Source organism: Aeromonas rivuli (genome assembly GCF_020149575.1).
Lineage (GTDB): Bacteria > Pseudomonadota > Gammaproteobacteria > Enterobacterales > Aeromonadaceae > Aeromonas > Aeromonas rivuli.
Map to the genome: position 1 here is coordinate 4,333,725 of NZ_CP079742.1, position 24,204 is coordinate 4,357,928.

General features: G+C 58.4%; 24 protein-coding genes. 5 read left to right on the plus strand and 19 right to left on the minus strand.

Annotated elements, in window-relative coordinates; translation table 11 throughout:
• Positions 1-26 precede the first annotated feature (26 nt).
• The 11 genes from atpA to mioC all read right to left on the minus strand — a co-directional run bounded on the left by atpA (position 27) and on the right by mioC (position 9,571).
• Positions 27-1,568, minus strand: a complete 1,542-nt coding sequence (gene atpA / locus KYK33_RS19985) for a F0F1 ATP synthase subunit alpha (protein ID WP_042044019.1) — start codon at positions 1,566-1,568, stop codon at positions 27-29.
• A gap of 15 nt (positions 1,569-1,583) precedes the next feature.
• Positions 1,584-2,117 (minus strand): F0F1 ATP synthase subunit delta, encoded by a 534-nt coding sequence (atpH, locus tag KYK33_RS19990; RefSeq protein WP_042044018.1) that lies wholly within the window; start codon positions 2,115-2,117, stop codon positions 1,584-1,586.
• A gap of 13 nt (positions 2,118-2,130) precedes the next feature.
• Complete coding sequence (gene atpF / locus KYK33_RS19995) at positions 2,131-2,601, minus strand: F0F1 ATP synthase subunit B (protein WP_042044017.1); 471 nt, start codon at positions 2,599-2,601, stop codon at positions 2,131-2,133.
• Positions 2,602-2,652: 51 nt separating this feature from the next.
• Positions 2,653-2,892, minus strand: a complete 240-nt coding sequence (atpE, locus tag KYK33_RS20000) for a F0F1 ATP synthase subunit C (RefSeq protein ID WP_005893179.1) — start codon at positions 2,890-2,892, stop codon at positions 2,653-2,655.
• A 62-nt stretch (positions 2,893-2,954) separates the two neighbouring features.
• A complete protein-coding gene (gene atpB / locus KYK33_RS20005; RefSeq protein WP_042044015.1) occupies positions 2,955-3,734 on the minus strand; it encodes a F0F1 ATP synthase subunit A in 780 nt (259 codons plus the stop codon).
• 8 nt (positions 3,735-3,742) lie between these two features.
• A complete protein-coding gene (locus KYK33_RS20010; protein ID WP_042044014.1) occupies positions 3,743-4,153 on the minus strand; it encodes an ATP synthase subunit I in 411 nt (136 codons plus the stop codon).
• A gap of 190 nt (positions 4,154-4,343) precedes the next feature.
• The gene (locus KYK33_RS20015; RefSeq protein WP_042044012.1) at positions 4,344-5,252 is read right to left on the minus strand and encodes a ParB/RepB/Spo0J family partition protein; all 909 of its coding nucleotides are present in this window, start codon (positions 5,250-5,252) and stop codon (positions 4,344-4,346) included.
• Complete coding sequence (locus KYK33_RS20020; protein ID WP_042044011.1) at positions 5,249-6,052, minus strand: ParA family protein; 804 nt, start codon at positions 6,050-6,052, stop codon at positions 5,249-5,251. Before KYK33_RS20020 ends, KYK33_RS20015 begins: the two co-directional genes overlap by 4 nt.
• Positions 6,053-6,087: 35 nt before the next feature.
• On the minus strand, positions 6,088-6,705 hold the full coding sequence (rsmG, locus tag KYK33_RS20025) for a 16S rRNA (guanine(527)-N(7))-methyltransferase RsmG (RefSeq protein ID WP_042044010.1): 618 nt from the start codon (positions 6,703-6,705) through the stop codon (positions 6,088-6,090).
• Positions 6,706-6,714: 9 nt separating this feature from the next.
• Entirely contained in the window at positions 6,715-8,604 is a 1,890-nt protein-coding gene (gene mnmG / locus KYK33_RS20030) for a tRNA uridine-5-carboxymethylaminomethyl(34) synthesis enzyme MnmG (RefSeq protein WP_224431637.1), read from the minus strand.
• 517 nt (positions 8,605-9,121) lie between these two features.
• On the minus strand, positions 9,122-9,571 hold the full coding sequence (gene mioC / locus KYK33_RS20035) for an FMN-binding protein MioC (protein ID WP_042044007.1): 450 nt from the start codon (positions 9,569-9,571) through the stop codon (positions 9,122-9,124).
• A gap of 382 nt (positions 9,572-9,953) precedes the next feature.
• Between mioC and KYK33_RS20040 the strand changes: the two genes are divergently transcribed.
• The 5 genes from KYK33_RS20040 to fhuB all read left to right on the plus strand — a co-directional run bounded on the left by KYK33_RS20040 (position 9,954) and on the right by fhuB (position 17,562).
• The gene (locus KYK33_RS20040) at positions 9,954-12,047 is read left to right on the plus strand and encodes a TonB-dependent siderophore receptor (RefSeq protein ID WP_224431638.1); all 2,094 of its coding nucleotides are present in this window, start codon (positions 9,954-9,956) and stop codon (positions 12,045-12,047) included.
• Between the two features lie 59 nt (positions 12,048-12,106).
• Positions 12,107-13,786 carry a multidrug ABC transporter permease/ATP-binding protein gene (locus KYK33_RS20045; protein WP_224431639.1) on the plus strand — a complete coding sequence of 560 codons (1,680 nt, stop codon included), beginning with the start codon at positions 12,107-12,109 and terminating at the stop codon, positions 13,784-13,786.
• A 120-nt stretch (positions 13,787-13,906) separates the two neighbouring features.
• Positions 13,907-14,671, plus strand: a complete 765-nt coding sequence (locus KYK33_RS20050; protein WP_224431640.1) for an ATP-binding cassette domain-containing protein — start codon at positions 13,907-13,909, stop codon at positions 14,669-14,671.
• A gap of 37 nt (positions 14,672-14,708) precedes the next feature.
• Positions 14,709-15,563: an iron-siderophore ABC transporter substrate-binding protein gene (locus KYK33_RS20055; RefSeq protein WP_224433064.1), complete on the plus strand. Its 855-nt coding sequence runs from the start codon at positions 14,709-14,711 to the stop codon at positions 15,561-15,563.
• Positions 15,556-17,562 (plus strand): Fe(3+)-hydroxamate ABC transporter permease FhuB, encoded by a 2,007-nt coding sequence (gene fhuB / locus KYK33_RS20060; protein ID WP_224431641.1) that lies wholly within the window; start codon positions 15,556-15,558, stop codon positions 17,560-17,562. The genes KYK33_RS20055 and fhuB overlap by 8 nt, the downstream gene beginning before the upstream one ends.
• A gap of 76 nt (positions 17,563-17,638) precedes the next feature.
• On the opposite strand, the gene mnmE is transcribed toward fhuB, so the two are convergent.
• The 8 genes from mnmE to KYK33_RS20100 all read right to left on the minus strand — a co-directional run bounded on the left by mnmE (position 17,639) and on the right by KYK33_RS20100 (position 23,904).
• Positions 17,639-19,000, minus strand: coding sequence for a tRNA uridine-5-carboxymethylaminomethyl(34) synthesis GTPase MnmE (gene mnmE / locus KYK33_RS20065; RefSeq protein WP_224431642.1), 1,362 nt, complete (start codon positions 18,998-19,000; stop codon positions 17,639-17,641).
• Between the two features lie 100 nt (positions 19,001-19,100).
• Positions 19,101-20,744 (minus strand): membrane protein insertase YidC, encoded by a 1,644-nt coding sequence (yidC, locus tag KYK33_RS20070; protein ID WP_224431643.1) that lies wholly within the window; start codon positions 20,742-20,744, stop codon positions 19,101-19,103.
• A gap of 5 nt (positions 20,745-20,749) precedes the next feature.
• Positions 20,750-20,998 (minus strand): membrane protein insertion efficiency factor YidD, encoded by a 249-nt coding sequence (gene yidD / locus KYK33_RS20075; protein ID WP_005893148.1) that lies wholly within the window; start codon positions 20,996-20,998, stop codon positions 20,750-20,752.
• The gene (rnpA, locus tag KYK33_RS20080; RefSeq protein WP_005893145.1) at positions 20,965-21,324 is read right to left on the minus strand and encodes a ribonuclease P protein component; all 360 of its coding nucleotides are present in this window, start codon (positions 21,322-21,324) and stop codon (positions 20,965-20,967) included. The genes yidD and rnpA overlap by 34 nt, the downstream gene beginning before the upstream one ends.
• On the minus strand, positions 21,324-21,461 hold the full coding sequence (gene rpmH / locus KYK33_RS20085) for a 50S ribosomal protein L34 (protein ID WP_005893143.1): 138 nt from the start codon (positions 21,459-21,461) through the stop codon (positions 21,324-21,326). The genes rnpA and rpmH overlap by 1 nt, the downstream gene beginning before the upstream one ends.
• A 267-nt stretch (positions 21,462-21,728) precedes the next feature.
• Positions 21,729-22,463, minus strand: coding sequence for an amino acid ABC transporter ATP-binding protein (locus KYK33_RS20090; RefSeq protein WP_042043998.1), 735 nt, complete (start codon positions 22,461-22,463; stop codon positions 21,729-21,731).
• Positions 22,464-22,476: 13 nt separating this feature from the next.
• Positions 22,477-23,145, minus strand: coding sequence for an amino acid ABC transporter permease (locus tag KYK33_RS20095; RefSeq protein ID WP_224431644.1), 669 nt, complete (start codon positions 23,143-23,145; stop codon positions 22,477-22,479).
• Positions 23,146-23,904, minus strand: a complete 759-nt coding sequence (locus tag KYK33_RS20100; RefSeq protein ID WP_042043995.1) for an amino acid ABC transporter substrate-binding protein — start codon at positions 23,902-23,904, stop codon at positions 23,146-23,148. It abuts the gene before it with no gap.
• Positions 23,905-24,204: the final 300 nt, after the last annotated feature.

A 24,204-nucleotide genomic window follows, 5' to 3' on the forward strand; every position in this document is an offset into this window, starting at 1 on the left:
GTGGCAGCTTGCGCTGCCACACTCGCTTACCAGGTCTGGGTTGCTTTGAAGTCATCCAGCAACGCAGTCAGCTTGCCAACGATCGCGTCGTTGTAGTCGGCTGTGGCGTTGATGTCTGCCATCAGCTCAGCGTGCTGGGTATTGGCGTAGGAGAGCAGAGCGGCTTCGAAATCGACAACCTTGGCGATTTCGACGTCGGAGAGATAGCCCTTCTCGGCGGCGAACAGCACCAGAGCCTGGGCAGCCACACTCATCGGGGAGTATTGCTGCTGCTTCATCAGCTCGGTTACCTTCTGGCCGTGGTCCAGCTGCTTGCGGGTCGCCTCATCCAGATCGGAAGAGAACTGGGCGAAGGCCGCCAGCTCGCGGTACTGGGCCAGAGCGGTACGGATACCACCGGACAATTTCTTGACGATCTTGGTCTGAGCCGCGCCGCCCACTCGGGATACGGAGATACCCGGGTCAACCGCCGGACGAATACCGGAGTTGAACAGCTGAGTGGTCAGGAAGATCTGACCATCGGTGATGGAGATCACGTTGGTCGGAACGAACGCAGACACGTCACCGGCCTGGGTTTCGATGATCGGCAGCGCGGTCAAAGAACCGGTCCGGCCAGTCACAGCACCCTTGGTGAACTTCTCGACGTACTCGACGTTGACGCGGGAAGCGCGCTCGAGCAGACGGGAGTGCAGATAGAAGACGTCGCCTGGGTAAGCTTCGCGTCCTGGCGGACGGCGCAGCAGCAGGGAGATCTGACGGTAGGCCACCGCTTGCTTAGACAGGTCATCATAAATGATGAGCGCGTCTTCACCGCGGTCACGGAAGTACTCACCCATGGAGCAGCCGGCATAAGGCGCCAGGTACTGCAGGGCAGCGGCTTCGGAGGCAGAGGCTACGACCACAATGGTGTTGGCCAGAGCACCGTGCTCTTCCAGCTTGCGCACCACGTTGGCGATGGTGGAGGCCTTCTGACCGATCGCGACGTACACACACTTAATACCAGAGTCTTTCTGGTTGATGATGGTGTCGATGGCGATGGCGGTCTTACCTACCTGGCGGTCACCGATGATCAGCTCACGCTGGCCACGACCGATAGGGATCATGGCATCGATGGCTTTCAGGCCGGTCTGGACAGGCTGGTCAACAGACTTACGCTCGATAACGCCCGGAGCGATAACTTCGATCGGCGAGAAGCCGTCGTTGTCGATGGGACCTTTACCGTCGATAGGCTGACCCAGGGTGTTGACCACCCGGCCCAACAGACCACGACCAACCGGCACTTCCAGAATGCGGCCAGTCCCTTTTACTTTCATCCCTTCGGCCAGATCGGCGTAGGGACCCATGACCACGGCACCAACGGAGTCACGCTCCAGGTTCAATGCCAGAGCGAAGCGGTTACCCGGCAGCTCGATCATTTCACCCTGCATGGCATCGGCCAGACCGTGGATACGAATGATACCGTCGCTCACAGAGACGATGGTGCCTTCGTTGCGCGCTTCGCTCTTAACATCAAACTGCGCGATGCGCTGCTTGATAAGCTCGGCGATTTCAGTGGAATTCAGTTGCATGCTCTAATACCCCAATCAAGATTGCAGCGCGTCGGCCATGCGATCCAGCTTACCGCGGACAGTGCCGTCGATAACCAGATCTCCGGCCTTGATGAGCACTCCGGCCATCAAGGACGCATCCATGCTGCAATTCAGCTTCACTTTGCGTGCGAGACGTTGCTCCAGAGAAGCCTGAATAGCGGCCTTCTGCTGGTCGGTCAGTACATGGGCCGAAATGACCTCAGCCTGAATCTCTTTGTCGAGTTCAGCCTTGAGCAGTACATATTCGGTCACGACCGCCGGCAGCACACCCAAGCGACCATTCTCAGCCATCACCCGCATCAGGTTCTGGCCATGCTCGTCGAGTTGCTCACCGCAGACACTCACAAACAGGTTTGCGAGTTCTTCGGCAGCCACAGAGCCGTTTACCAGGGTGTGGATTGTCTCGTTTTCCACGACTTGCGCCGCGAAACCGAGCATCTCCAGCCACTGGTCAACCGCCTTGTGCTCAACGGCAAACTCGAAAGCAGCCTTGGCGTAGGGGCGAGCGATTGTAGTCAGTTCAGACATAGCCCCGTTCCCGTTACAGTTCTGCTACCAGTTTGTCGACGATGTCGCTGTTGGCAGCCTGGTCGATGTGGCGTGCCAGGATCTTCTCTGCGCCGGCGACGGCAAGAGCAGCAACCTGCTTGCGCAGTTCTTCTTTGGCACGATGACGTTCAGCTTCAAGCTCGGCACGGCCTTGAGCCAGGATTTTTTCCCGCTCTGCCTGGGCACCAACTGCGGCTTCATCGATGATCTGGGCTTTACGTTTGTTAGCCTGTTCGACGATTTCAGCAGCCTGGCGCTTGGCTTCTTTCAGCTGATCGGTGGCATTGGCCTTGGCCAAATCCAGATCTTTCTTGGCGCGTTCTGCGGAAGACAAGCCGTCAGCAATTTCTTTCTGGCGGGCTTCAATGGCAGCGATCAGCGGCGGCCATACGTACTTCATGCAAAATACTACGAAGAAGAAAAAAGCGATTGCTTGGCCGAGGAGGGTGGCGTTGATATTCACAGCCGATTTCCTCTTAAGTTAGTTAATGGGTTCTGCGTGAGTCGTGACGACTTAGGCAACCGCAAACATCACATACAGACCCAGACCAACGGCGATCATCGGGATCGCATCAACCAGACCCATCACGATGAAGAACTGGGTACGCAGCACAGGGATCAGATCCGGCTGACGAGCAGCACCTTCCAAGAATTTACCACCCAGGATACCGATACCGATGGAGGCGCCGATCGCGGCCAGGCCCATCATCAAAGCAGCAGCCATGTACAGCAGGTCCATGTTCAAGTTTTCCATGAGGATCTCCATTTATTTTTTGGTAATTGGTTGTTTGAAAAAGTTTTATTTGAGTTGCTTCATCAATGGTCTTCTTGCGCCATCGACAGATAGACGATGGTGAGAACCATGAAGATAAATGCCTGCAAGGTGATGATCAGGATGTGGAATATTGCCCAAGGCACGGACAGGATCCACTGTGACCACCAGGGTAACAAACCCGCAATCAGGATAAAGATCAGTTCGCCAGCATACATGTTGCCGAACAGTCGCAGACCCAGAGAGACTGGCTTGGAAATCAACGTGACGGTTTCAAGGATGAAGTTAACAGGGATGGCCGCAGGGTGATTGAAAGGCTGAAGCGTCAGCTCCTTCACAAACCCTTTGATACCCTTGACCTTGATGCTGTAGTACAGGATCAAGAAGAACACGCCCAAAGCCATGGACATGGTGATGTTAACGTCAGCAGAGGGAACCACACGCAGATAGGGAACACCCATCAATTGTGCAGCATGAGGGATAAAGTCAACGGGGATCAGATCCATGAAGTTCATCAGGAAGATCCACACAAACACGGTCAGCCCCAAAGGTGCGATGACCTTGTTGCGACCGTGAAAGATGTCCTTGACGTTACCATTCACAAACTCGACCAGCATCTCCACGAAGCACTGAAGTTTACCCGGCACACCGCTGGTGGCCTTGACGGCAACACGACGGAACGACCAGATAAACAGGGTGCCCAACAGAACAGAAAATATCATAGAGTCGATATTCACTGTCCAGAACCCAGACCCTACTTGCAGATGGGTCAGATGGTGGGAGATATATTCCTGAGGAGTCAGGACTTCTCCGGTTGCAGCCATGAGTTTTCCTAATAGTGGTTGTTAAGCGTGAATGAGACTATCCACTGTACAACGAGGGCGAGGATATAAGTGGCGAAGAAGGAGATGGTGTTTATCTCGATCCCTGCACCAAACATCAGGGCGAAGAGTCCTGTTGTAGTAATGAGCTTAATCCCTGCCCCACCATAAAAGTCCCGCAACACCAGCCCCACACTCTCTTTCGTCACCTTGCGGCGCAGAACCCAGAGTGTGAACAAGGCCTGAGGAACCCAATACATCCCCCCTCCGTAGAGGGAGGAATATCCGGCGTGAGCCCCGGCCTGATAAAACCAGACTGAAGCTATCGCCAGGATCAGGACGAGCTGACAAACGAGCATCGCCAAGGCCAGTGTTAAACCTTCCAAGGCTATTTTCTGTTTCACCAACTCACCTCTGAACATTACAGAACTGTAAAAAATCGGGTTCCAGAGACCCCGAATTCACAGCCCTAAAAGCCGGTCAAATTATACCCGTGAAGACGGCTATTGCAACATGGCAAAAACCCTTAATTTTTGCGGCTTTCCGCACAAAATTAAGGTTATGTTCATATCGAAAGGAATGGATGTTTTATTACTACAAAAAGCGTAAAAATCACTGTTCTGATAGGCCAAAATAGCCCAATACCCGGTCCAATTCCGCCAAGTTCTCGTAACTTATTACTAACTTGCCGCTATTCTGTTTGCCTTGTTGAAGTTGTACCTTGTTGCCAATTTTTTCTGCAATCTGGCGTTCAATGTAAGCAAATTGTGGATCGCGAACGGGGTCGGCTTTGGTTTTTACCGGTTCCAGCGATTTTTGCACCAAGCGCTCGGTATCACGCACGGTCAGGCCTTTCTGGGCCACCTGCTTGGCCAGTTCTGACTGGGCCGGGCCACTGAGTGCCAGCAGGGCGCGGGCATGGCCCATGTCGAGGTCGCCATGCTCCACGAAACGCTTCACATCGTCGTTGAGCTGGTTGAGGCGCAGCAAGTTGGTGACTGTGGTGCGTGACTTGCCCACCGCCTCGGCCACCTGCTGGTGGGTGAGTTCGAATTCGGTCAGCAGACGCTGCAGCGCCACGGCCTCCTCGATGGCGTTGAGGTCTTCGCGCTGGATATTCTCAATCAGCGCGATGGCGACCGCAGCCTCGTCGGGCACATCCTTGACGATGCAGGGCACCACCTCGAGACGGGCCAGCTGGGAGGCGCGCCAGCGCCGCTCACCGGCGATGATTTCGAAGGATTGCTCGCCGAGGGGGCGCACCACGATCGGCTGGATCACCCCCTGGGCACGAATGGAATTGGCCAGGTCTTCCAGTGCGTCCTGCGACATATCCTTGCGCGGCTGGTATTTGCCAGAGCGCAGCCACTCCAGCGGCAGCTTGCGCAGCTCGCCCTGGGGGGCCGGAGCCATGGCCTGTTCGGTACGCTGATCGCTCATCACCTGCTTCTGGCGCGCAGCCGTGCTGGTGCTGAGCAGGGCATCCAGCCCCTTGCCCAGCCCACGTTTTTTCAGGGTCATATGCTCTCTCGATCTGCGGTGGTCGGCTGGAACTCCTGCTCCTGGCGGCGCAGTATCTCGCCAGCCAGAGCCAGATAGGCCTTGGCGCCCACCGATGATTTGTCATAGTGCATGGCCGGGGCACCAAAGCTGGGCGCCTCGGCCAATCTCACGTTACGGGGGATGATGGTGCGATAGACCTTGTCTCCGAAGTGCTGTTTCAGCTGATCGGACACATCATTGGCCAGCCGATTGCGGTGATCGAACATGGTGCGCAGCACCCCTTCAATCTTGAGATCCGGATTGACCACGGCCGCCAGCTTGCTGATGGTATCGACCAGGGCCGTCAGCCCCTCCAGGGCGTAATACTCGCACTGCATGGGCACCAGTACCGAATCGGCGGCGGCCATGGCATTGACGGTCAGCATGTTGAGGGAGGGGGGGCAGTCGATGAAGATGTAATCGTATTTGTCGCGCACGGAGGCGATGGCGTTGCGCAACCGGATCTCCCGGGCGAAGAACTCCATCAGCCGGATCTCCGCCGCCGTCACATCGGCATTGGCGGCGATGAGGTGATAGCCCCCCGAGGTCTCGGTGACGATCACGTCCCGCACCGGGATATCTTCGATCAGCAGCTCATAGGCGGTGCGCTCTACGTCGTATTTGTCGACGCCGCTGCCCATGGTGGCATTACCCTGGGGATCCAGATCGATCACCAGCACCTTGCGGCGAGTGGCTGCCATGGAAGCCGCCAGGTTCACACAGGTGGTGGTTTTTCCGACCCCCCCCTTCTGGTTGGCGATGGCAATGACTTTTCCCACAAGATCCCCTCAATGAAACGGCAGCCCAAGCGGGCCTAGATAGTTTTAAACTCCAGCAGGTGACGCTCGCCTTCCAGCTCAGGCACCACCAGTTGATGGGATGCCACCAGGCGGATATTGGCCGGCAACTGGGCCAGCTCCTGTGCGGGATACTGTCCCTTGAGAGCCAGGAAGCTGCCCTCCTCGGACGGCAGATGATGACACCAGCGCAGCATGTCCTCCAGGGAGGCAAACGCCCGGCTCAGCACCGCATCGAAGCCTTGTTCGGGTCTGTACTCTTCCACCCGGCTCAGCACAGGGGTCACATTGGTGAGACCGAGCTCCTGGATCACCTGGCGGATGAAGTTGATCCGCTTGCCGAGGCTGTCGAGCAACACGAACTGCTTGTCCGGATTGATGATGGCCAGCGGTAAACCTGGCAGGCCCGGGCCGGTACCGACATCGATGAACCGTTCACCGTGCAAGTGCCGGCTCACCACCAGGCTATCGAGGATGTGCTTGACCAGCATGGCATCGGGATCACGCACCGAGGTGAGATTGTAAGCCTTGTTCCACTTGTGCAGCAACTCAACCAGCTTGATTAGCTGGGTCTTTTGAGTCTCTGTTATAACGATATCGGCCTGCGCGAGCAGGCCGTTCAATCTTTCCAGCATGGGGATCCTCTAGGCGGTTTTACGCAGCAGGCCGTTTTTCTTGAGATGGACCAGCAGGATGGAGATGGCCGCCGGTGTGATGCCGGAGATGCGGGAGGCCTGACCTATGGTCTGCGGCTTGGCATCGCTCAGCTTGGCAATCACCTCGTTGGAGAGGCCGTTCACGTCGCGGTAATTCATGTCCAGCGGCAACAGGGTGTTCTCGTTGCGAAGCTGTTTCTCCACCTCGTCGTGCTGACGCTCGATGTAACCGGCGTACTTGATCTGGATCTCGACTTGATCCGCGGCGGCCGGATCCTCGAGAGCAGGCCCCACCCCCTCGATCGCCATCAGCGCATCGTAGGTCACCTCGGGACGACGCATCAGCTCTTCCAGACTGTGCTCACGGCTGAGCGGGGTATTTACCAGGGCATTGATACCGGGTACGGCGACATGCTGGGGGTGGATCCAGGTCGAACGCAGCCGTTGACGCTCCTGCTCCACCAATTCCAGCTTGGTATTGAATTTGGCCCAACGGTCATCATCGACCAGACCCAGTTCACGGCCAGCAGCCGTCAGACGCAGATCCGCATTGTCTTCACGCAGCAGCAGGCGATATTCGGCACGGCTGGTGAACATGCGGTAGGGTTCGCGGGTCCCCAGGGTGGAGAGATCATCCATCATGACCCCCAGGTAGGCCTGATCACGACGGGGATGCCAGGCATCCTTGTCCTGCGCCCGCAGCGCGGCGTTCAGACCGGCCAGCAGCCCTTGGGCACCGGCCTCTTCGTAGCCCGTGGTGCCGTTGATCTGTCCGGCGAAGAACAGATTGGGGATGCACTTGCTCTCCATGTTCGCCTTGAGATCCCGGGGATCGAAGAAGTCATATTCAATGGCGTAGCCGGGTCGAGTGATATGGGCATTCTCGAAGCCCCGGATCGAACGCACTATCTGGATCTGTACATCGAATGGCAGGCTGGTGGAGATGCCGTTCGGATAGAGTTCGTGGGTAGTCAAGCCTTCCGGTTCGACGAAGATCTGGTGCGCCGTCTTGTCGGCGAAGCGGGTGATCTTGTCTTCGATCGATGGGCAGTAACGCGGCCCTATGCCCTCGATCACCCCGGCGTACATGGGGCTGCGATCCAGATTATTGCGGATCACCTCATGAGTGCGCTCGTTGGTATGCGTCATGTAGCAGGAGATCTGGCGCGGATGCTGGCTCGCCTCGCCGATAAAGGAGAACACGGGGGTCGGGGTGTCGCCGGCCTGTTCCTGCATCACGGAGAGATCGACACTGCGAGCATCGATGCGTGGCGGCGTCCCGGTCTTGAGTCTGTCGATGCGCAGCGGCAGTTCACGCAGACGCTGGGCCAGAGCGATCGAGGGAGGATCTCCAGCCCGTCCGCCCTTGTAATTATCCATACCGATGTGGATCAAACCGTTCAGGAAGGTACCCACTGTGAGCACCACCGTCTTGCCACTGAAACGGATCCCGCTCTGAGTCACGACACCGGCGACACGATCCCCGTCCATGATCAGATCATCGCAAGCCTGCTGGAAGATCTTCAGATTCGGCTGGTTCTCCAACATCTCTCGCACGGCCGCTTTGTAGAGCAGACGATCCGCCTGAGCGCGGGTGGCTCGCACGGCTGGGCCCTTGGAGGAGTTGAGCGTGCGAAACTGGATCCCGCCAAGATCGATGGCTCGCGCCATGATCCCACCGAGGGCGTCAATTTCCTTGACCAGGTGTCCCTTACCGATCCCACCGATTGCCGGGTTGCACGACATGTGGCCCAGGGTATCGATGTTGTGAGTCAGCAACAGCGTATTCATGCCCATACGGGCAGATGCTGCTGCGGCCTCGGTTCCTGCATGACCGCCACCGACGACGATCACATCAAATTGTTCATGGTATTGCATTGGGATCACCTTGATCTGCACGCCTGAGATCGTTTGTTTGCCGTCTTCATCCCCGGGTTAAGGGGGCAAACATTCTATCTGTTTCCCGTGATCAGTGAAACGTCTAGTTAGCGTCCTTTCTGGGATCAGGATCCGTTAGTAGATCTTAAGGATCTTTAGATCGATCTCTTATTAGATCTTTTATTAGGATCCAGCGTTTCTGTTGATAAGCACTTTTTGATCATAAAGATCATTATCTTAAAGGCGATCCCAGCCTGTGGAAAAGCTTGGATCCTGGCCCCGTGAACCGGGGGACAACCAGTGCTTTTATACACAGGCCCTCAACCGCCCGGATCTGGTACATAGGATAACTATAGGTTTTACATAGGTTTCAAGCATAGTTATCCACATTATCCCCAGTTGTTGTGGGTAACCTTGTAGAACAAGTCAGTGGGATCGGATTGTGAATAACCTGGTGGATAGTAAATCGAGGCGGGGCAGGGGAGATCCGGCTTTGAAAAGGGATCTCCCGGGTTGATCAGGAGATCGAAGCCATCCAGGGCTGGATCCAGGCTTCGGCGGCATCTTCCGGTATCTCGTACTGGGTCACGTCTATCTCAAGCCGTTCACCGATCCGGCTGGCACCGCATTCGGCCAGCCGTTGATCCAGGGTCTTGCCGCCCGCACAAAAGGTGTCGTAACTGCGGTCACCCAGTGCGATCACACCATAGCGAAATGCGCCAAGATCCGGTTTTTGTTCATAAAGATCTTTAACGAAGGGCTGGAGGTTGTCCGGCACCTCCCCGGCACCATGGGTGGACGTAACCACCAGCAGTATGGCGTCCGGTTCGGCGGCTATGGCGGCGAGCCGGGCGGGATTATGGATCTCGCTCTGATGACCGGCTTGATTGAGCAGATCGGCGACATGGTCGGCGACGTACTCGGCAGCACCTAACATAGAGCCGACGATGAGGTTGAATTTGGCCATGGGGGTATGCCTTTTGAATGCGTTGAGGATCCGGATTCTACCGCCAATGCATGTGGATAAAAATGGATAAGAATCGGGGAGATTCGCGCCATTTATTTTTTGGCGGCATCCGGATCCGGATCATCGAAGGGGGCCCATCATGGCCCCCTCCTTTATATAGAGGGATTCTACCTAGACCCTTATGTGTCCTGTTTATCAATAATCGACAGGATCTCTTTGTTTAATGTCAATGCGGATGCAAATGATTGGCAATTATTGAATCGATTCGAAAACCCTCCTGTAGTAGCATGACGCTGCATTATTGGCCGCTTTGACGGCAGAGCGAGCCCAGACTCGACCCATAAAAACAAAGCCTGACTCATAGAAAACTTGAGACTTAAACATGACACTACTAGCCAATCATTTTACTCCTCAACGATCCATTCTCGGTCGCTTGATCCCCCTGGCCTGCCTGTTTGGGGCGCTGCCAGCCATTGCTGAAGAAGCCCTGCCCAAGGCGAGCGAAACCATGGTGGTAACGGGTACCGCCATGAAGGTCGAGGTGCCGATGGCCGAGACCCCTCGCGCCGTTTCCGTGGTGGATCGCGAGGAGCTGGATCAGCATGCCGTGCTGCAGCTCGACGAATCCCTGCGTTATCGCTCCGGCGTGCTCTCCGGCCTCTATGGCTCGGATAACAACACCAACTGGTTCAAGGTGCGTGGCTTCGATGCAGCCTCTTATCTGGACGGTAACCGCCTGTTCAGCACCGGCTACTATGTGTGGACCCCGGAGCCTTTCGGCCTGGAAAGTGTGGAGTTATTGAAGGGACCCGCCTCCATTCTGTATGGCGAGGCGCCTCCCGGTGGCGTGGTCAATGCCATGAGCAAGCGTCCTACCGCCACGCCGCAGGGGCTGGTGAATCTGCAACTGGGCGACCGGGATCATCGTCAGGTGGGGGTGGATGTCTCCGACCAGCTGACCGACGACAGCCGCTATCGTTTTGTTGCGCTCTACAACGAGCGTGATGGCGTGCTGGACGGTACCTACAATGAGCGTGCCTATGTGGCGCCAAGTGTGACCCTGGATATCTCCGATAGCACCAGTCTCACCCTGCTGGCCAGCTTCCAGCATGACGAAGGGGTGCCCACCAACGGCTTCTTCCCTGTCTATGGCACCCTCAATACCGAAGAGGGCCAGATCGATCCCAGCACCAACTTGAGCCAGCCGGACTACGATCGCAACCGCAACACCCAGATTTCCGCCGGTTATGAGCTCTCCCACCAGATCAACCAGACCTGGGAGTTCAAGCAGAACGTCCGCTTCAACTACAACGATCTGCTGCTGCGTCAGACCTATATTTTCCCAACCTACGACAGCACCACCGCTTACCGTGGTCTGATCTACCGTGATGGCGATACCAAGAGTATCAACATGGACAACCAGATGGTGGGCTACTGGAGTACGGATCGCACCGAGCAGACCCTGCTGCTGGGGGTCGATCTGCAACGCCACGTCAATGAAGGGGATGAGGCCGACAACTACGGCATGGGATCCATCGATACCATGCACCCGGATCATGGCAACTTCCCAGGCTTTGATGAGTCAACGGCCACCTATCAGAAGAGCACCAAGGGTCAGAGCGGCCTCTATGCCCAGCATCAGATCCGTTGGGATGATCGCTGGTTGCTGACCGCCGGTGGCCGCTTCGACTATGTGGAGACCCACAACATCAGCGAAGCGACCAGCAAGAACGAGAGACAGTATGATGACAACCTCTCCCTCTCCGGCAGCCTGATGTACCTGGCCGACAATGGTCTCTCCCCTTACTTCACTTATGCCGAGTCATTTGAAGTGCTGCCGGGCATCGATCCCAATACCAAGAACTCCTACAAGCCGCTGGAAGGCAAGTTGTACGAGACCGGTATCAAGTACGCCCCCAGCTTCCTCGATGGCTACATCAATCTGGCGCTGTTCGATCTGGAGCAGACCAACTCGCTGGTCTCCACCGGTTCCGGCCAGCAGACCCAGGCGGGTGAGGTGACCTCCCAGGGCATAGAGCTGGAAGGGAGCGTGCAGGCGACCGCGGCGCTGCGCCTGACCGGGGCTTACACCTATACCGATGCCAAGACCAATGACACCGGTGATGGCGATCGTCGCGCCAGCCTGATCCCGCGTCACCAGGCCTCCTTCTGGGGTAACTACAAGGTGCAGCAAGGCCCGGTCTCCGGGCTGGAAGTGGGTACCGGGGTGCGCTATATCGGCTCCAGCGTCGGCATAGGCGCCGTGGATGCCAACTACAACCCCATCTACGGTTCGGCCGAGGTGCCAGCCCAGACGGTATGGGATGCGATGATCGGGTATGACTTTGCCAAGAACTGGCGTGCCCAGATCAACGTCAACAACCTGCTCGATGACACCTATGTCGCCAGCTGTGACTACTACTGCTACTACGGTGAGCCCCGCAGTGTGGTAGGTAGCGTCAACTACCGCTGGTAATCTGACTCGGGTTGCCCTCAGGGCAACCCGTTTCCCTTTCATACCCGACAGAGAATTTCATGGAGCTGCTCTACCTCGTCTATCGCCACTATCGCTGGCCATTCATCGCCATTACCCTGCTCAGCCTGGGCTCTGCCCTGCTCGGGATCGGGGTCATCGCCTTTATCAATAGCTATCTGATTGAATCAGTTGGCGATCCTGTTTCCGTTATCTTCCAGCTGCTCGGCCTTATCCTGGCGCTCATGGTTGTCACGCTCAGTTCGCAGTTGGCACTGACCACCCTCGGTCACCATTTTGTTTATCACCTGCGTGGCAAGTTGCTCAAGCAACTGCTCGATACCGATGTCGCCCAGGTCAAACGCATCGGCCAGGGGCCGCTGCTCGCCTCCCTCTCCAGTGATATTGGCAGTATCACCATCGCCTTCGTGCGCCTGCCCGAGCTTATCCAGGGCACCATTTTGACCCTGGGATCGGCCATTTACCTCGGCTGGCTCTCGCTCGGTATGCTGCTGTGGACCGCGCTCTGGGTCGGCGCCACCATGCTGATCGGCTGGCTGCTGGTCAAACGGGTTTATAGCCATCTGGGACTGATGCGCGCCGCAGAGGATCGCCTCTATCGCGACTATCAGGCCATGATAGAGGGTAACAAGGAGCTGGCCCTGAACCGGGACCGAGCCAGTCATCTCTATCAGCAGCAATATGAACCCAACGCCCTCGACTATCGCCACCACATCATCAGGGCCGACACCTTCCATCTCAGCGCCATCAACTGGTCGAATATCATGATGCTGGGGGCCATCGGCCTCGCCTTCTTCCTGGCGAACGGGCTGGGCTGGGCCAATACCAATGTGGCGGCTACCTATGCCCTGACCCTGCTATTCCTGCGTACCCCCTTGTTGCAGGCGATCGGCGCCTTGCCCACCTTGCTGGCGGCTCAGGTTGCCTTCAACAAGCTCAGATCCCTGGAACTGGCCGACCATGAACCCGAGTTCGCGGTGCGTGCCGTCTCGCCTCAGGATGGGCAGGCACAGTGGCAGACCCTCAGCCTGAAGCAGGTCGTGTTCCATCATGATGGCCAGGGCGGTCGGGCCGGTTTCAGCGTCGGTCCCATCGACCTTGAGATCCACCGTGGCGAGCAGCTGTTCGTCATCGGCGGTAATGGCTCGGGCAAGTCGACCCTGGCGATGCTGCTGACCGGGCTCTATCGACCGGTCAGCGGTGAGATCTTGCTCGATGGCGAGCCTGTCACCGACAGGGAGACCTATCTTGGTCTCTTCTCCGCCATCTTCACCGATTATCACCTGTTCGATCGCCTGATGGGGCCTGACGGTGAAGAGCCGGATCCCGAGCGGGTCCAGCAATGGCTGCACCTGTTGCAGATGGAGAGCAAGCTGGTGCTCGATGGGGCTCATGTCACCAATATCCAGCTCTCCCAGGGGCAGCGTAAGCGGGTCGCCCTGCTGCTGGCGGTTGCCGAGCAGCGCGACATCATGCTGTTCGATGAGTGGGCGGCGGATCAGGATCCGGAATTCAGACGCATCTTCTACCGCGAGTTGCTGCCGCGTCTCAACGCCATGGGCAAGACGGTGATCGCCATCAGCCATGACGATCACTACTTCCCGCTGGCTGACCGCCTGCTGGAGATGCGCCAGGGTCAGCTCAGCGAACTGGTCGGTGCCGAGCGCGACAGAGTCAGCCTTGACGTAGTGGGCCGTCTGGCCGAGCCGCAAGAGAGCTAAAGGGGAGGGCACCAGATCCGCTCTGCGCCCGGGTATGCCGGGCTTGTGTCGAGCGGAGCCCATCCCACGAGATGTCAAGGGCGCCTCTGCCATGGGGCGCCATCACCAACGGGACTGCTGATGTTTGAGATGAAATCCGCCGGTTTTGCCATTCAGGGCAAGACGCTGCTGCAACCCACCAGCCTGAGCTTCGAGCAGGGCAAGGTCTATGGTCTCATCGGCCATAACGGCTCCGGCAAATCGACCCTGATCAAGTTGCTGGCTCGCCAGCAGAATTACCATGGCGGCGAGATCTGCTTTGACGGCCGCCCCCTGGCCGACTGGGGTCATCAGGAGTTTGCACGCCAGGTTGCCTATCTGCCCCAGCACCTGCCGAGTACCGATAACTTGCTGGGCCGCGAGCTGGTCGAGTTTGGCCGTTATCCCTGGCGTGGCCTCTTTGGCCGTCATCGCCAGCAGGACAAGGAGAAGGTCGAGCAAGCCATCAATCTGACCCACACCCAGGCCTTTGCCGATCGGCTGGTGGATACCCTCTCAGGCGGAGAGCGGGGACGAGTCTGGCTCGCCATGTTGCTGGCCCAGGAGAGCCGTTTCATCCTGCTGGATGAACCTTTGGCCGCGCTGGATGTGGCCCATCAGATGGAGGTGCTGACCCTGATCCGCACCCTCTGCCAGCAGCTGGATCTGGGGGTCATCATCGTCATCCACGACATCAACATGGCGGCCCGTTTCTGCGATCATCTGGTGGCGCTGCACTCGGGGTCGGTGCTGGTACAAGGGGAGCCGGAATCCATCATGACCAGCGAGACCCTGGAGTCTGTCTACGGCATTCCCATGGCTGTGATGCGTCACCCGGCGCAGAGCCACTCCATCGCCATATTGTGAGGTCGTTGTGAACAGATTCAAATCGCTGGGCATCGCCTTGCTGGGGCTCATCTGCCTGCCGACCTCGCTTGTCTCTTTCGTGCAGGCTGAACCCCGTATCGCGACCGTTGACTGGACCATCGCCGAGACCCTGCTTGCCCTGGGTATTACCCCGGCGGGCATGGGGGACATGGGCTCTTATGGCGCCTGGGTGACGGAGCCCGTGATGCCGCCATCCGTGGTGGATCTCGGTCTGCGGGCCCAACCGAACCGCGAGCTGCTGGCCGAACTCGAACCTGATCTCATCCTTATCTCGCCCCTGGCTGCCCCCTTGGCCCCCACCCTGAGCCAGATAGCGCCGGTCAAATCCATTACCCTCTACTCGCCGGAGGGGGATTATTGGGCTCAGCTCGCCGGCGCGACCCGGGACATTGCCGCCCTGGTCGACAAGTCAGCGGAGGCGGACAGCTTGTTGACCGGGCTGGATGAGGAGTTGGCTGAACTCAAGGCCGGGTTGCCCAAACACCTGCCCCCGCTATTGCTGGTGCAGTTTATCGATGAGCGCCACGTGCGGGTGTTCGGGCAGCACAGCATGTATGACTCTGTGATGGGCAAGCTGGGGCTGCGCAATGCCTGGCAGGCGCCAACCAATTACTGGGGATTCGCCTCGGTCAGCATAGAGAGCTTCGCCACCATGGATGAAGCCCGGCTGGTCATCGTCGACCCCTTGCCAAGTGGCGTGGCCGCCAAGCTGGCGGCCCCCGGACTCTGGCAGCATCTGCCCCTGGTACAGCGCGCCAAGCCGCTGCATCTTCCTCCCGTGTGGAGTTTCGGTGGCGTGTTGTCGGCTCGCCGTTTCGCCCAGCAATTGAGCCTGGCTCTGACCACCGATGCCGGAGTACCCCATGAATAGCCTGTCACAACGTCCCCTGAACCGGGGCGTACTACCGGGCCCCGCGGCCTTGCTCTGCCTGGTATTGTTGCTGCTGACCTGCGCGGTCGCCGGGTGGGTATTGAGCCACTGGTTACCTTTTTCCCTCTGGCCCCAGGCCATGCTGAACCCGGATTATGGGGATGCCCGTCAGGCGGTGATGCACTTTAGCCTGCTGCCGCGACTCGCCGTCACGCTGCTGGCGGGAGCCGGGCTGGCGCTGGCTGGCGTCCTGATGCAACAAGTGCTGCGCAATCCACTCGCCTCGCCCACCACCCTCGGGGTCGCCTCGGGGGCCCAGCTTGCGCTCCTGCTGGCAACCTTGCTGGCCCCGGGCCTGCTGGTGGCGCGGGAGTGGATCGCCATGGCGGGAGGGGCAGGGGCCATGGCCCTGGTCTTCATGCTCACCTGGCGACGGGATCTCAATCCCCTGGTCATCGTCTTCGCCGGTCTGGTGATCAACCTCTATCTGGGGGCCATCAGTCTGGCGCTGCTGCTGTTTCATCAGGAAGAGCTCAAGGGCATGCTGGTGTGGGGCAGTGGTGCCCTGGCTCAGGATAGCTGGGAGGGGGTGAGTTATCTGCTGCCCCGCCTGCTGCTGGGGGTGGGCCTGGCCGCCGTCTTGCTTCGCCCCCTGGCTGTGCTGGAGCTGGACGATGCCAGTGCTCGCAGCCTGGGGGTCTCCCTCAAGAAGCTGCGTTTCGCCGGATTGGGCGTCGCGGTATTTGTCACCGCCTGTGTGGTGAGCGTGGTCGGCATCATAGGTTTCATCGGTCTGGCTGCCCCCATCATGGTCAGATTGCTAGGGGCTCGCTCCCTCGGCCAACGTCTGTTGTGGGCCCCGCTGTTGGGCGCCCTGTTGCTCAGTCTCACGGATCTGTTGTTGCAGGGGGCGAGTCGCTTCTGGCCACTGATGATACCGACGGGGGCCATGACGGCACTGCTGGGTGCCCCCCTGTTGCTCTGGCTCATCCCCCGGCTCGCCCTGCACAAGCAGCAACCCAAGGTGACTGCCGCCCTGACCATACCGCGCCATCCTCACCCATCCCGACTGTTGTGGGGGCTGGGGTTGGCGCTGCTGCTGGCCCTGATAGGCTCACTGGCGCTGGGGCAGGGCGTCAATGGCTGGAGCTGGCCATCGCTGGCTCGCTGGCAGGCGCAATGGGAGTGGCGATTGCCCCGCACCCTGGCGGCGGCCGCTGCCGGTATCTTGTTGGCGCTGGCGGGAACCTTGCTGCAAAGGGTCAGCCGCAATCCCATGGCGAGTCCCGAGCTGCTGGGGGTGAGTGGTGGCACTGTCATGGGGTTACTGCTGGCGGCCTTCCTGCTACCCGCCTTGCCACTGCCGCTGATGTTGCTGGCGGGGGTTGCCGGGGCTGTGCTGGTACTCGTGCTGTTGCTGGCGTTGAACAGGCGCAGTGGCTTTCAGCCCGAGCGGATCCTGCTATGTGGCATCGCCATCACCGCCATGTTGGAGCCAGTGCAGAGCATCGCCCTGGCCAACGGCGATCCCAGGGTGCAACTGCTGCTGGCCTGGGTCTCGGGGTCTACCTATTACGTGACAAGCCCCATGGCGCTGAGACTCGCCCTGTTGGCAGGCATCATGCTGACAGGAGCCCTGGCCCTGGGACGCTGGCTCGATATTCTGCCTTTGGGGGGGGCGGCAGCCAGATCGCTGGGGGTCAACACCCAGCGCGCTCAGCTGATTATGTTGCTGCTGGTGGCCCTGCTCACCGCCAGTGCCACCCTGGTGATAGGGCCACTCTCATTCGTCGGCTTGCTCGCCCCCCACATGGCCAAGCTGATGGGATTGGTGCGGGCACGTGCTCATCTGCTCGGCGCCAGCCTGTGCGGCGCCCTGTTGATGGTGCTGGCGGACTGGGCGGGTCAGCAACTGCTCTTCCCAATGGAGATCCCTGCCGGGCTGGTCTCTACCTTGTTAGGGGGCGCTTACTTTATGTGGTGTCTGCGCCGGCTCTAAGGTTGCGAATGACAGTTTTTTACCATGAAAAAGCCCAAGGCAGTGCCTTGGGCTTTTTGTTGGCTGGGGCAGGGACTTACTTGCCGATGCAGAAACTGGAGAAGATGCGGCCCAGCAGATCGTCCGAGCTGAACTCGCCGGTGATTTCGGACAGGGACTCTTGTGCCAGGCGCAGCTCCTCGGCCACCAGCTCACCGGCGACATAGACCTCGAGTTGCTCCTTGGCCACCAGCAGCCGCTCGGCGGCGCGCTCCAGGGCATCCAGGTGGCGACGGCGAGCCATGAAGCCCCCTTCGGTGTTGCCCTGGAAGCCCATGCAGGCCTTGAGGTGATCCCGCAGGGCAGGCAGCCCCAGCTCTGTCTTGGCGGAGATGCGGTAGACCGCGTGACCCAGCTCCTGGCTCGGGGCCAAGTCTTCGCCGGTCAGATCGGCCTTGTTGCGCACCACGGTGAGGCCGATGTTTTTTGGCAGGCGATCGACGAAGTCCGGCCAGATCTCCCGCGGGTCTATCGCATTGGTCGTTGTGCCATCCACCATGAACAGCACCCGGTCTGCCTGGGCTATCTCGGCCCAGGCCCGCTCTATGCCGATCTTTTCCACCTGATCCTGGGTGTCGCGCAGGCCAGCGGTGTCGATGATGTGCAGTGGCATGCCATCCAGGTGAATGTGCTCGCGCAGCACGTCGCGGGTGGTGCCGGCTATCTCGGTGACGATGGCTGACTCGCGACCGGCCAGGGCGTTGAGCAGGCTGGACTTGCCCGCGTTGGGACGACCGGCGATCACCACCTTCATCCCTTCGCGCAGCAGGGCACCCTGTTTGGCTTCTGCGCGCACCCCGTCCAGCTCGGTCATGATGGCGTGCAAGTCCCCCGACACCTTGCCGTCGGAGAGGAAGTCTATCTCCTCGTCCGGGAAGTCGATGGCGGCTTCCACATAGATGCGCAGGTGGATCAGGCTCTCGACCAGATGCTGTATCTTGCTGGAGAACTGACCCTGCAGGGAGTGCATGGCGCTGCGGGCGGCCTGCTCGCTGGAGGCTTCAATCAGATCGGCGATGGCCTCGGCCTGGGCCAGATCCAGCTTGTCGTTCATGAAGGCGCGTTCGCTGAACTCGCCGGGGCGGGCGGGGCGCAGCCCTTTGATCTGCAAGATACGGCGCACCAGCATGTCCATGATGACGGGGCCACCGTGACCCTGCAGCTCCAGCACATCTTCGCCGGTGAAGCTGTTGGGGGCCTTGAACAGCAGGGCAATGCCCTGATCCAGCGGCTGATCCTGCTCATCCTTGAATGGCAGGTATTCGGCATAGCGTACCCGGGGTCGCTTGCCGAGTACTATCTCGGCCACCTGTTCGGCAGCGGGGCCTGAGACCCGCACTATGCCGACGCCGCCACGGCCAGGGGCGGTGGCCTGGGCCACTATGGTATCTGTTGTCATCTTGCTTGGGCTCACTCATCCGGAAACGGGTTCTGTCATTGCGGACATTGTAATAAAAAAGGCGGCCCTAAGGCCGCCTCTTTCGTCATGGCTGTGAAGATCAGGTGCGAGTGTGCAGCCCTTTCTTCTCCAGTTGACGGTAGATGATGGTCTGCTGGGTAATGGAGATGACGTTACTCACCAACCAGTACAGGGTCAGGCCAGCCGGGAACCAGAGGAACATGAAGGTAAAGATGATGGGCATGAACTGCATCACCTTCTGCTGCATGGGGTCCGTGATGGTGGTCGGGCTCATCTTCTGCAGATACCACATGGAGGCGCCCATGAGGATTGGCAGTACGAAGAAGGGGTCCTTGACCGACAGGTCAGTGATCCAGAGGGCAAACGGCGCGTGGCGCAGCTCGACCGATTCCATCAGCGCCCAGTACAGGGAGATGAAGATCGGCATCTGGACCAGGATGGGCAGACAGCCGCCCAGCGGGTTGACCTTCTCCTTCTTGTACAGCTCCATCATGCCCTGGGACATCTTCTGGCGATCGTCACCGAAGCGTTCCTTGAGCGCGGCCAGCTTGGGCTGAAGCATGCGCATCTTGGCCATGGAGGTGTACTGGGCCTTGGTCAGCGGGAACATGATGCCGCGAACCAGCAGGGTCAGCATGATGATGGCCACACCCCAGTTACCCACGAAACCGTGGAACACGGTCAGCAACCAGTGCAGCGGCTGAGCGATGAACCAGAGCCAGCCGTAATCGACGGACAGATCCAGGTGCTCGGCAACCGTGGCCATCTTGTCCTGCAATTTCGGACCGACCCACAGTTTGCTGGTCACTTCGCTCTGCTGGCCGGCAGCCACGTCAACCATGGGCGCCTTGTAGCCGATGATCGCCTGGTCTTTGCCAGGGATGGTGCGGCTATAGAAGCTGTTGGTGTCGCTGGCGTTCGGTGCCCAGGCGGAGACGAAGTAGTGCTGCAGCATGGCGACCCAACCACCCTTGGTGGTCTTGTTCAGGTCGGCATCCTTCATCTCATCGAAGGTGTACTTCTTGTAGCGGCTCTCTTCGCTGGAGAAGGCACCACCGCGGTAGGCACTCGCCACCAGGGCATGACCTTCCTGATCCTTGGGCGTGGTCACGGTCTGCTTGAGCTGACCGTAGAACTGCACCTGCACCGGTTCGGCGGATTTGTTGTCGATCTGGTAATCGACGCCAACGGCATAGTCACCACGCTTGAGCACGAAGCGCTTGGTGAAGACCACACCCTTGCTGTCGGTCCAGGTCATCGGCACCACGATTTGATCCTGACCCTCGGCCAGCTGGAAGCTGGTCTGGGCGGCTTCGTAGGTGGGGCGGCCTTCGGGTCGGCTATCCGGACCATCACGACCGACCAGACCACTCTGGGCGACATAGATGAACTGGGGCTGGCTGGTCAGCAGAGTGAACGGCTCATCCATGCCTTCTTGCAGCTTGTGGGCCAGCAGTTGGGCAGAAACGATATCGCCACCCTGGGTATCCAGGGTCAGTTTGAGCACGTCAGAGGAGACGGTGATCAGCTTGCGGGCGGCATTGGCATCGGCTGCTTGCTCGGAAACCTGAGGAATATCACCGGTCTGACCGGCTTCAGGCACGAAATGTTCAGTTTGGGCCACAGGGGCCGGCTTCGGAGCCTTGTCGGACTCCCACTGTTGCCAGAGCAGAAAGCTCACGAACAGCAAACCGATCAGGAGTAGATTGCGTTGTGATTGCATAGTCTTCAGTTTCTTCGCTTTGGTTGCGGAACCGGGTCATAACCACCCTCGGATAAGGGATGGCATTTTAATAGACGTTTGCTGGCTAACCAAACGCCTTTTATGAAACCGTGAAGTCGGAGAGCTTCTATCGCAAATTGGGAACAAGTTGGAGTAAAACGGCAGCGCGGCCCCAGCAGGGGACTAATGATTAGCTGATACAGGCGTATCAGTTTGATAGCTACCCATTGCAACGGCGTGACAGGGTGCGCCATAGCTTTTCCAGTAACTTGAAGAGTTCCTCGTTATCCATCTCTTTCACACCGGCCTTGGCGATCACGACGATGTCGATAGCGGGCAGGTTGGTTTGATTGAGACGAAAGCTTTCCCGTACCACTCGTTTGACACGATTACGCCACACGGCGCGCTTGAGTGCTTTTTTGGGCACAGCGAGACCAAGACGGGGATGTTCGAGAGTATTAGGACAGGCGAGAAGCGTTATTTGCGGGGAAGCGGCCCGGACAGGCTCTGCGAAAACGCGTTTGAAGTGTTCGGGAGTTAACAGACGTAACTCCCGAGCGAAGGTGTGCGGCGTGGGCATTAAGCTGCCAGACGGGCACGACCCTTGGCACGACGAGCGGCCAAAACTTTACGACCGTTGGCAGTAGCCATGCGGGCGCGGAAACCGTGAGAGCGCTTGCGCTTCAGGTTGGACGGCTGAAAAGTACGTTTACTCATGATTAGATTCCGTATTTCTGTACAGTTTTGATTGTCACACTGAGCCGACGCGCCAGCTATAGCGTGTGACGACTAGCAAAAGAGGCCGAATTCTAAACAGAGTTCGGCTTTTAGTCAATCCGCCTAAGCCGGTATCGGTCACCAACTGCAAAATAAGTAGAGGGCCGACACAAGATCCGGAGGATCGCGGGCTCAGGATTATACTGGCATGCCCTGGTTAAACAAGGATCCTTCATTAAAAAAGGCGGCCAGGCCGCCTGTGGTGTGCTACTTCAGCACTTTGCGCAAGAATTCCCGGGTACGGGGATCCTTGGGATCGACCAGTATCTGATCCGGTGGACCCTGCTCGACGATCCGTCCTCCCTCCATGAAGATCACCCGATCCGCCACGTCCCGGGCAAACTCTATCTCATGGGTGACCACCACCATGGTCTGGTGTCGGCGGGCGAGTTGCTTCATCAGACCCAGCACTTCATCAACCCATTCGGGATCGAGGGCCGAGGTGGGCTCGTCGAACAGTATGACCTTGGAGTGGGCGGCCATGGCGCGGGCGATGCCGACCCGCTGCTGCTGGCCACCGGACAGCGATGCCGGGTAGGCATCTTGCTTATCGGTGAGGCCTATCTCCTTGAGGATGGCCAGCGCCGTGGCACGAGCCTCCGCCTTGGGCTGTTTCCAGACGGTCACCAACCCTTCGGCGATGTTGTCCAGCGCCGTCTTGTTGGCAAACAGGGCATAGTTCTGGAACACAAAGGAGGCGCGCTTGCGCAGCTCTATCGCCTCTTTCTCGCTCGCCTTGGCCAGATCGAGTTGGATATCGTCGATGGCCAGGGTGCCGGCATCCGGGGTTTCCAGCAGATTGAGGCAGCGCAGCAGGGTCGACTTGCCGGTGCCTGACGGCCCTATGACGACCACGATTTCGCCCTTCTTTATCTCCAGATCAATGTTGTTGAGCACAACATTGCCATCGAATGCCTTGGTGAGGCCGCTCAGTTTGATCATGAGTTGTCTCTCCTTAATAGGCGCGGTTGAGGCGCACTTCCAGCAGGTGCTGGATGCGGGTGAAGAAGATGACCACTACCCAGTAGACCAGGGCCACCGCCATGAAGCTCTCGAAGAACTTGAACGACGAAGCGGCTTCCATCTGCGCTTTGCCCATGATCTCGGCCACGCCCAGGGTGAAGGCGAGGGAGGTACTCTTGATCATGTCGATGAAGTAGTTCATCAGCGAGGGTGTGGCGATGCGGGCAGCCTGGGGCAAGATGATGCGCTGCATGGCCTGCAGCTTGCTCATGCCGATGCTGAGGGCTGCCTCCATCTGGCTCTTGTGGATACCCAGAATGGCGGCACGGATCGACTCGGCCATGTAAGCGGCAAAGTGCAGGGTCAGGCCGACGATGGATGCGGTAAAAGCGTCCATTCCCACGAATATGGGGAAGAGTTGCGGCAGACCGTAATAGAGCAGGAACAGCTGGACCAGCAGCGGGGTACCTCGGAAGAACGAGATATAGAGCATGGCCAACCAGTGAATGACGGGAACGCGAAACACCCGCACTATCGCCAACATCAGCGACAGGACGAGTGCCAGTACGAATCCCCACAGGGCCATTTCCATGGTCGTGCCCAGGTATTTGAGCAGGATCGGAAACAGCCCCAGCGTGTAATCGAGATCGAATTCCATCATTTATTTATTGGTGATGTCCGCCGCGAACCACTTCTCGGAGATCTGCTTGAGAGCGCCGTCTTTGCGCATGGCAGTCAAGGCTTCATCGACCTTGGCCAGCAGGGCTTGCTGCTTGGGCGTCTTCAGGAAGGGCAGGGCGTTTTCGATGGTCTCGAACGGCTTGCCAGCCTGCTGCAGCGGCAGCTTGGACTCTTTGATCAGCTGAGCGGTGGAGACGCGGTCCATCACGAAGGCATCGATACGGCCCAGGGCGACATCCTGCTCGAAGGCGGAGTCATAGGTGCGGATGTCCATCTTGTGGTCAGGATCGTTCTTGCGCAGCAGCTCTTCGAAGTTGGAGCCCAGGTTGACGGCAACCTTCTTGCCTTCCAGGTCTTTGATACCATTGATGGTGCTGTTGCCCTTGCGAACCACGATCTGGGCACCGTCATAGACATAAGGCTGGGAGAAGTCGTACTTGGCCTTGCGCTCGTCTGTGATGGTGATCTGGTTGGAGATGGTATCGACCCGACCGGTTTCCAGCATGCCAAACAGGCCGGAGAAGCTGGCGGTCACGAATTCAACCTTGTAGCCGGTGCGCTCACCGATCTGGTTCCACATGTCGACCTCAAAGCCCTGCAGTTTGTCCTGCTTGACGAAGGTGAACGGGAAATATTTGCCAGACATGCCGACCTTGATGGTCTCCTGGGCGACGGCTTGACCGGAGAGCATGGCCAACAATATGGCGGCGCCGGACACCAGCTTGATAGATGAAGACATGGGTATACCTCTCTCTGTTGTTCTGTGTTTCTAGTTTTAATGACTGAAAGTGAGTGAATGTTATTGGAATAAGTTCTGAAAAATAAATCATATTTGGTTATATCAAATAACCCTGAATCACCCCGGATCCTGCCTCGTTCATGCTGTGGGTAAGTTTGGGGATGAAATGGGATCCTGAGCCGTCGGATCCTTGAAAGTCAAGGATCTTATTTGCTGGATCCGCGAGCTGGCGGCTAGAGATCCACCGGCTAAAAACGTAGAATAGCCGGTCTTTAGCTAATCAATAAACGGGAGTCCAGA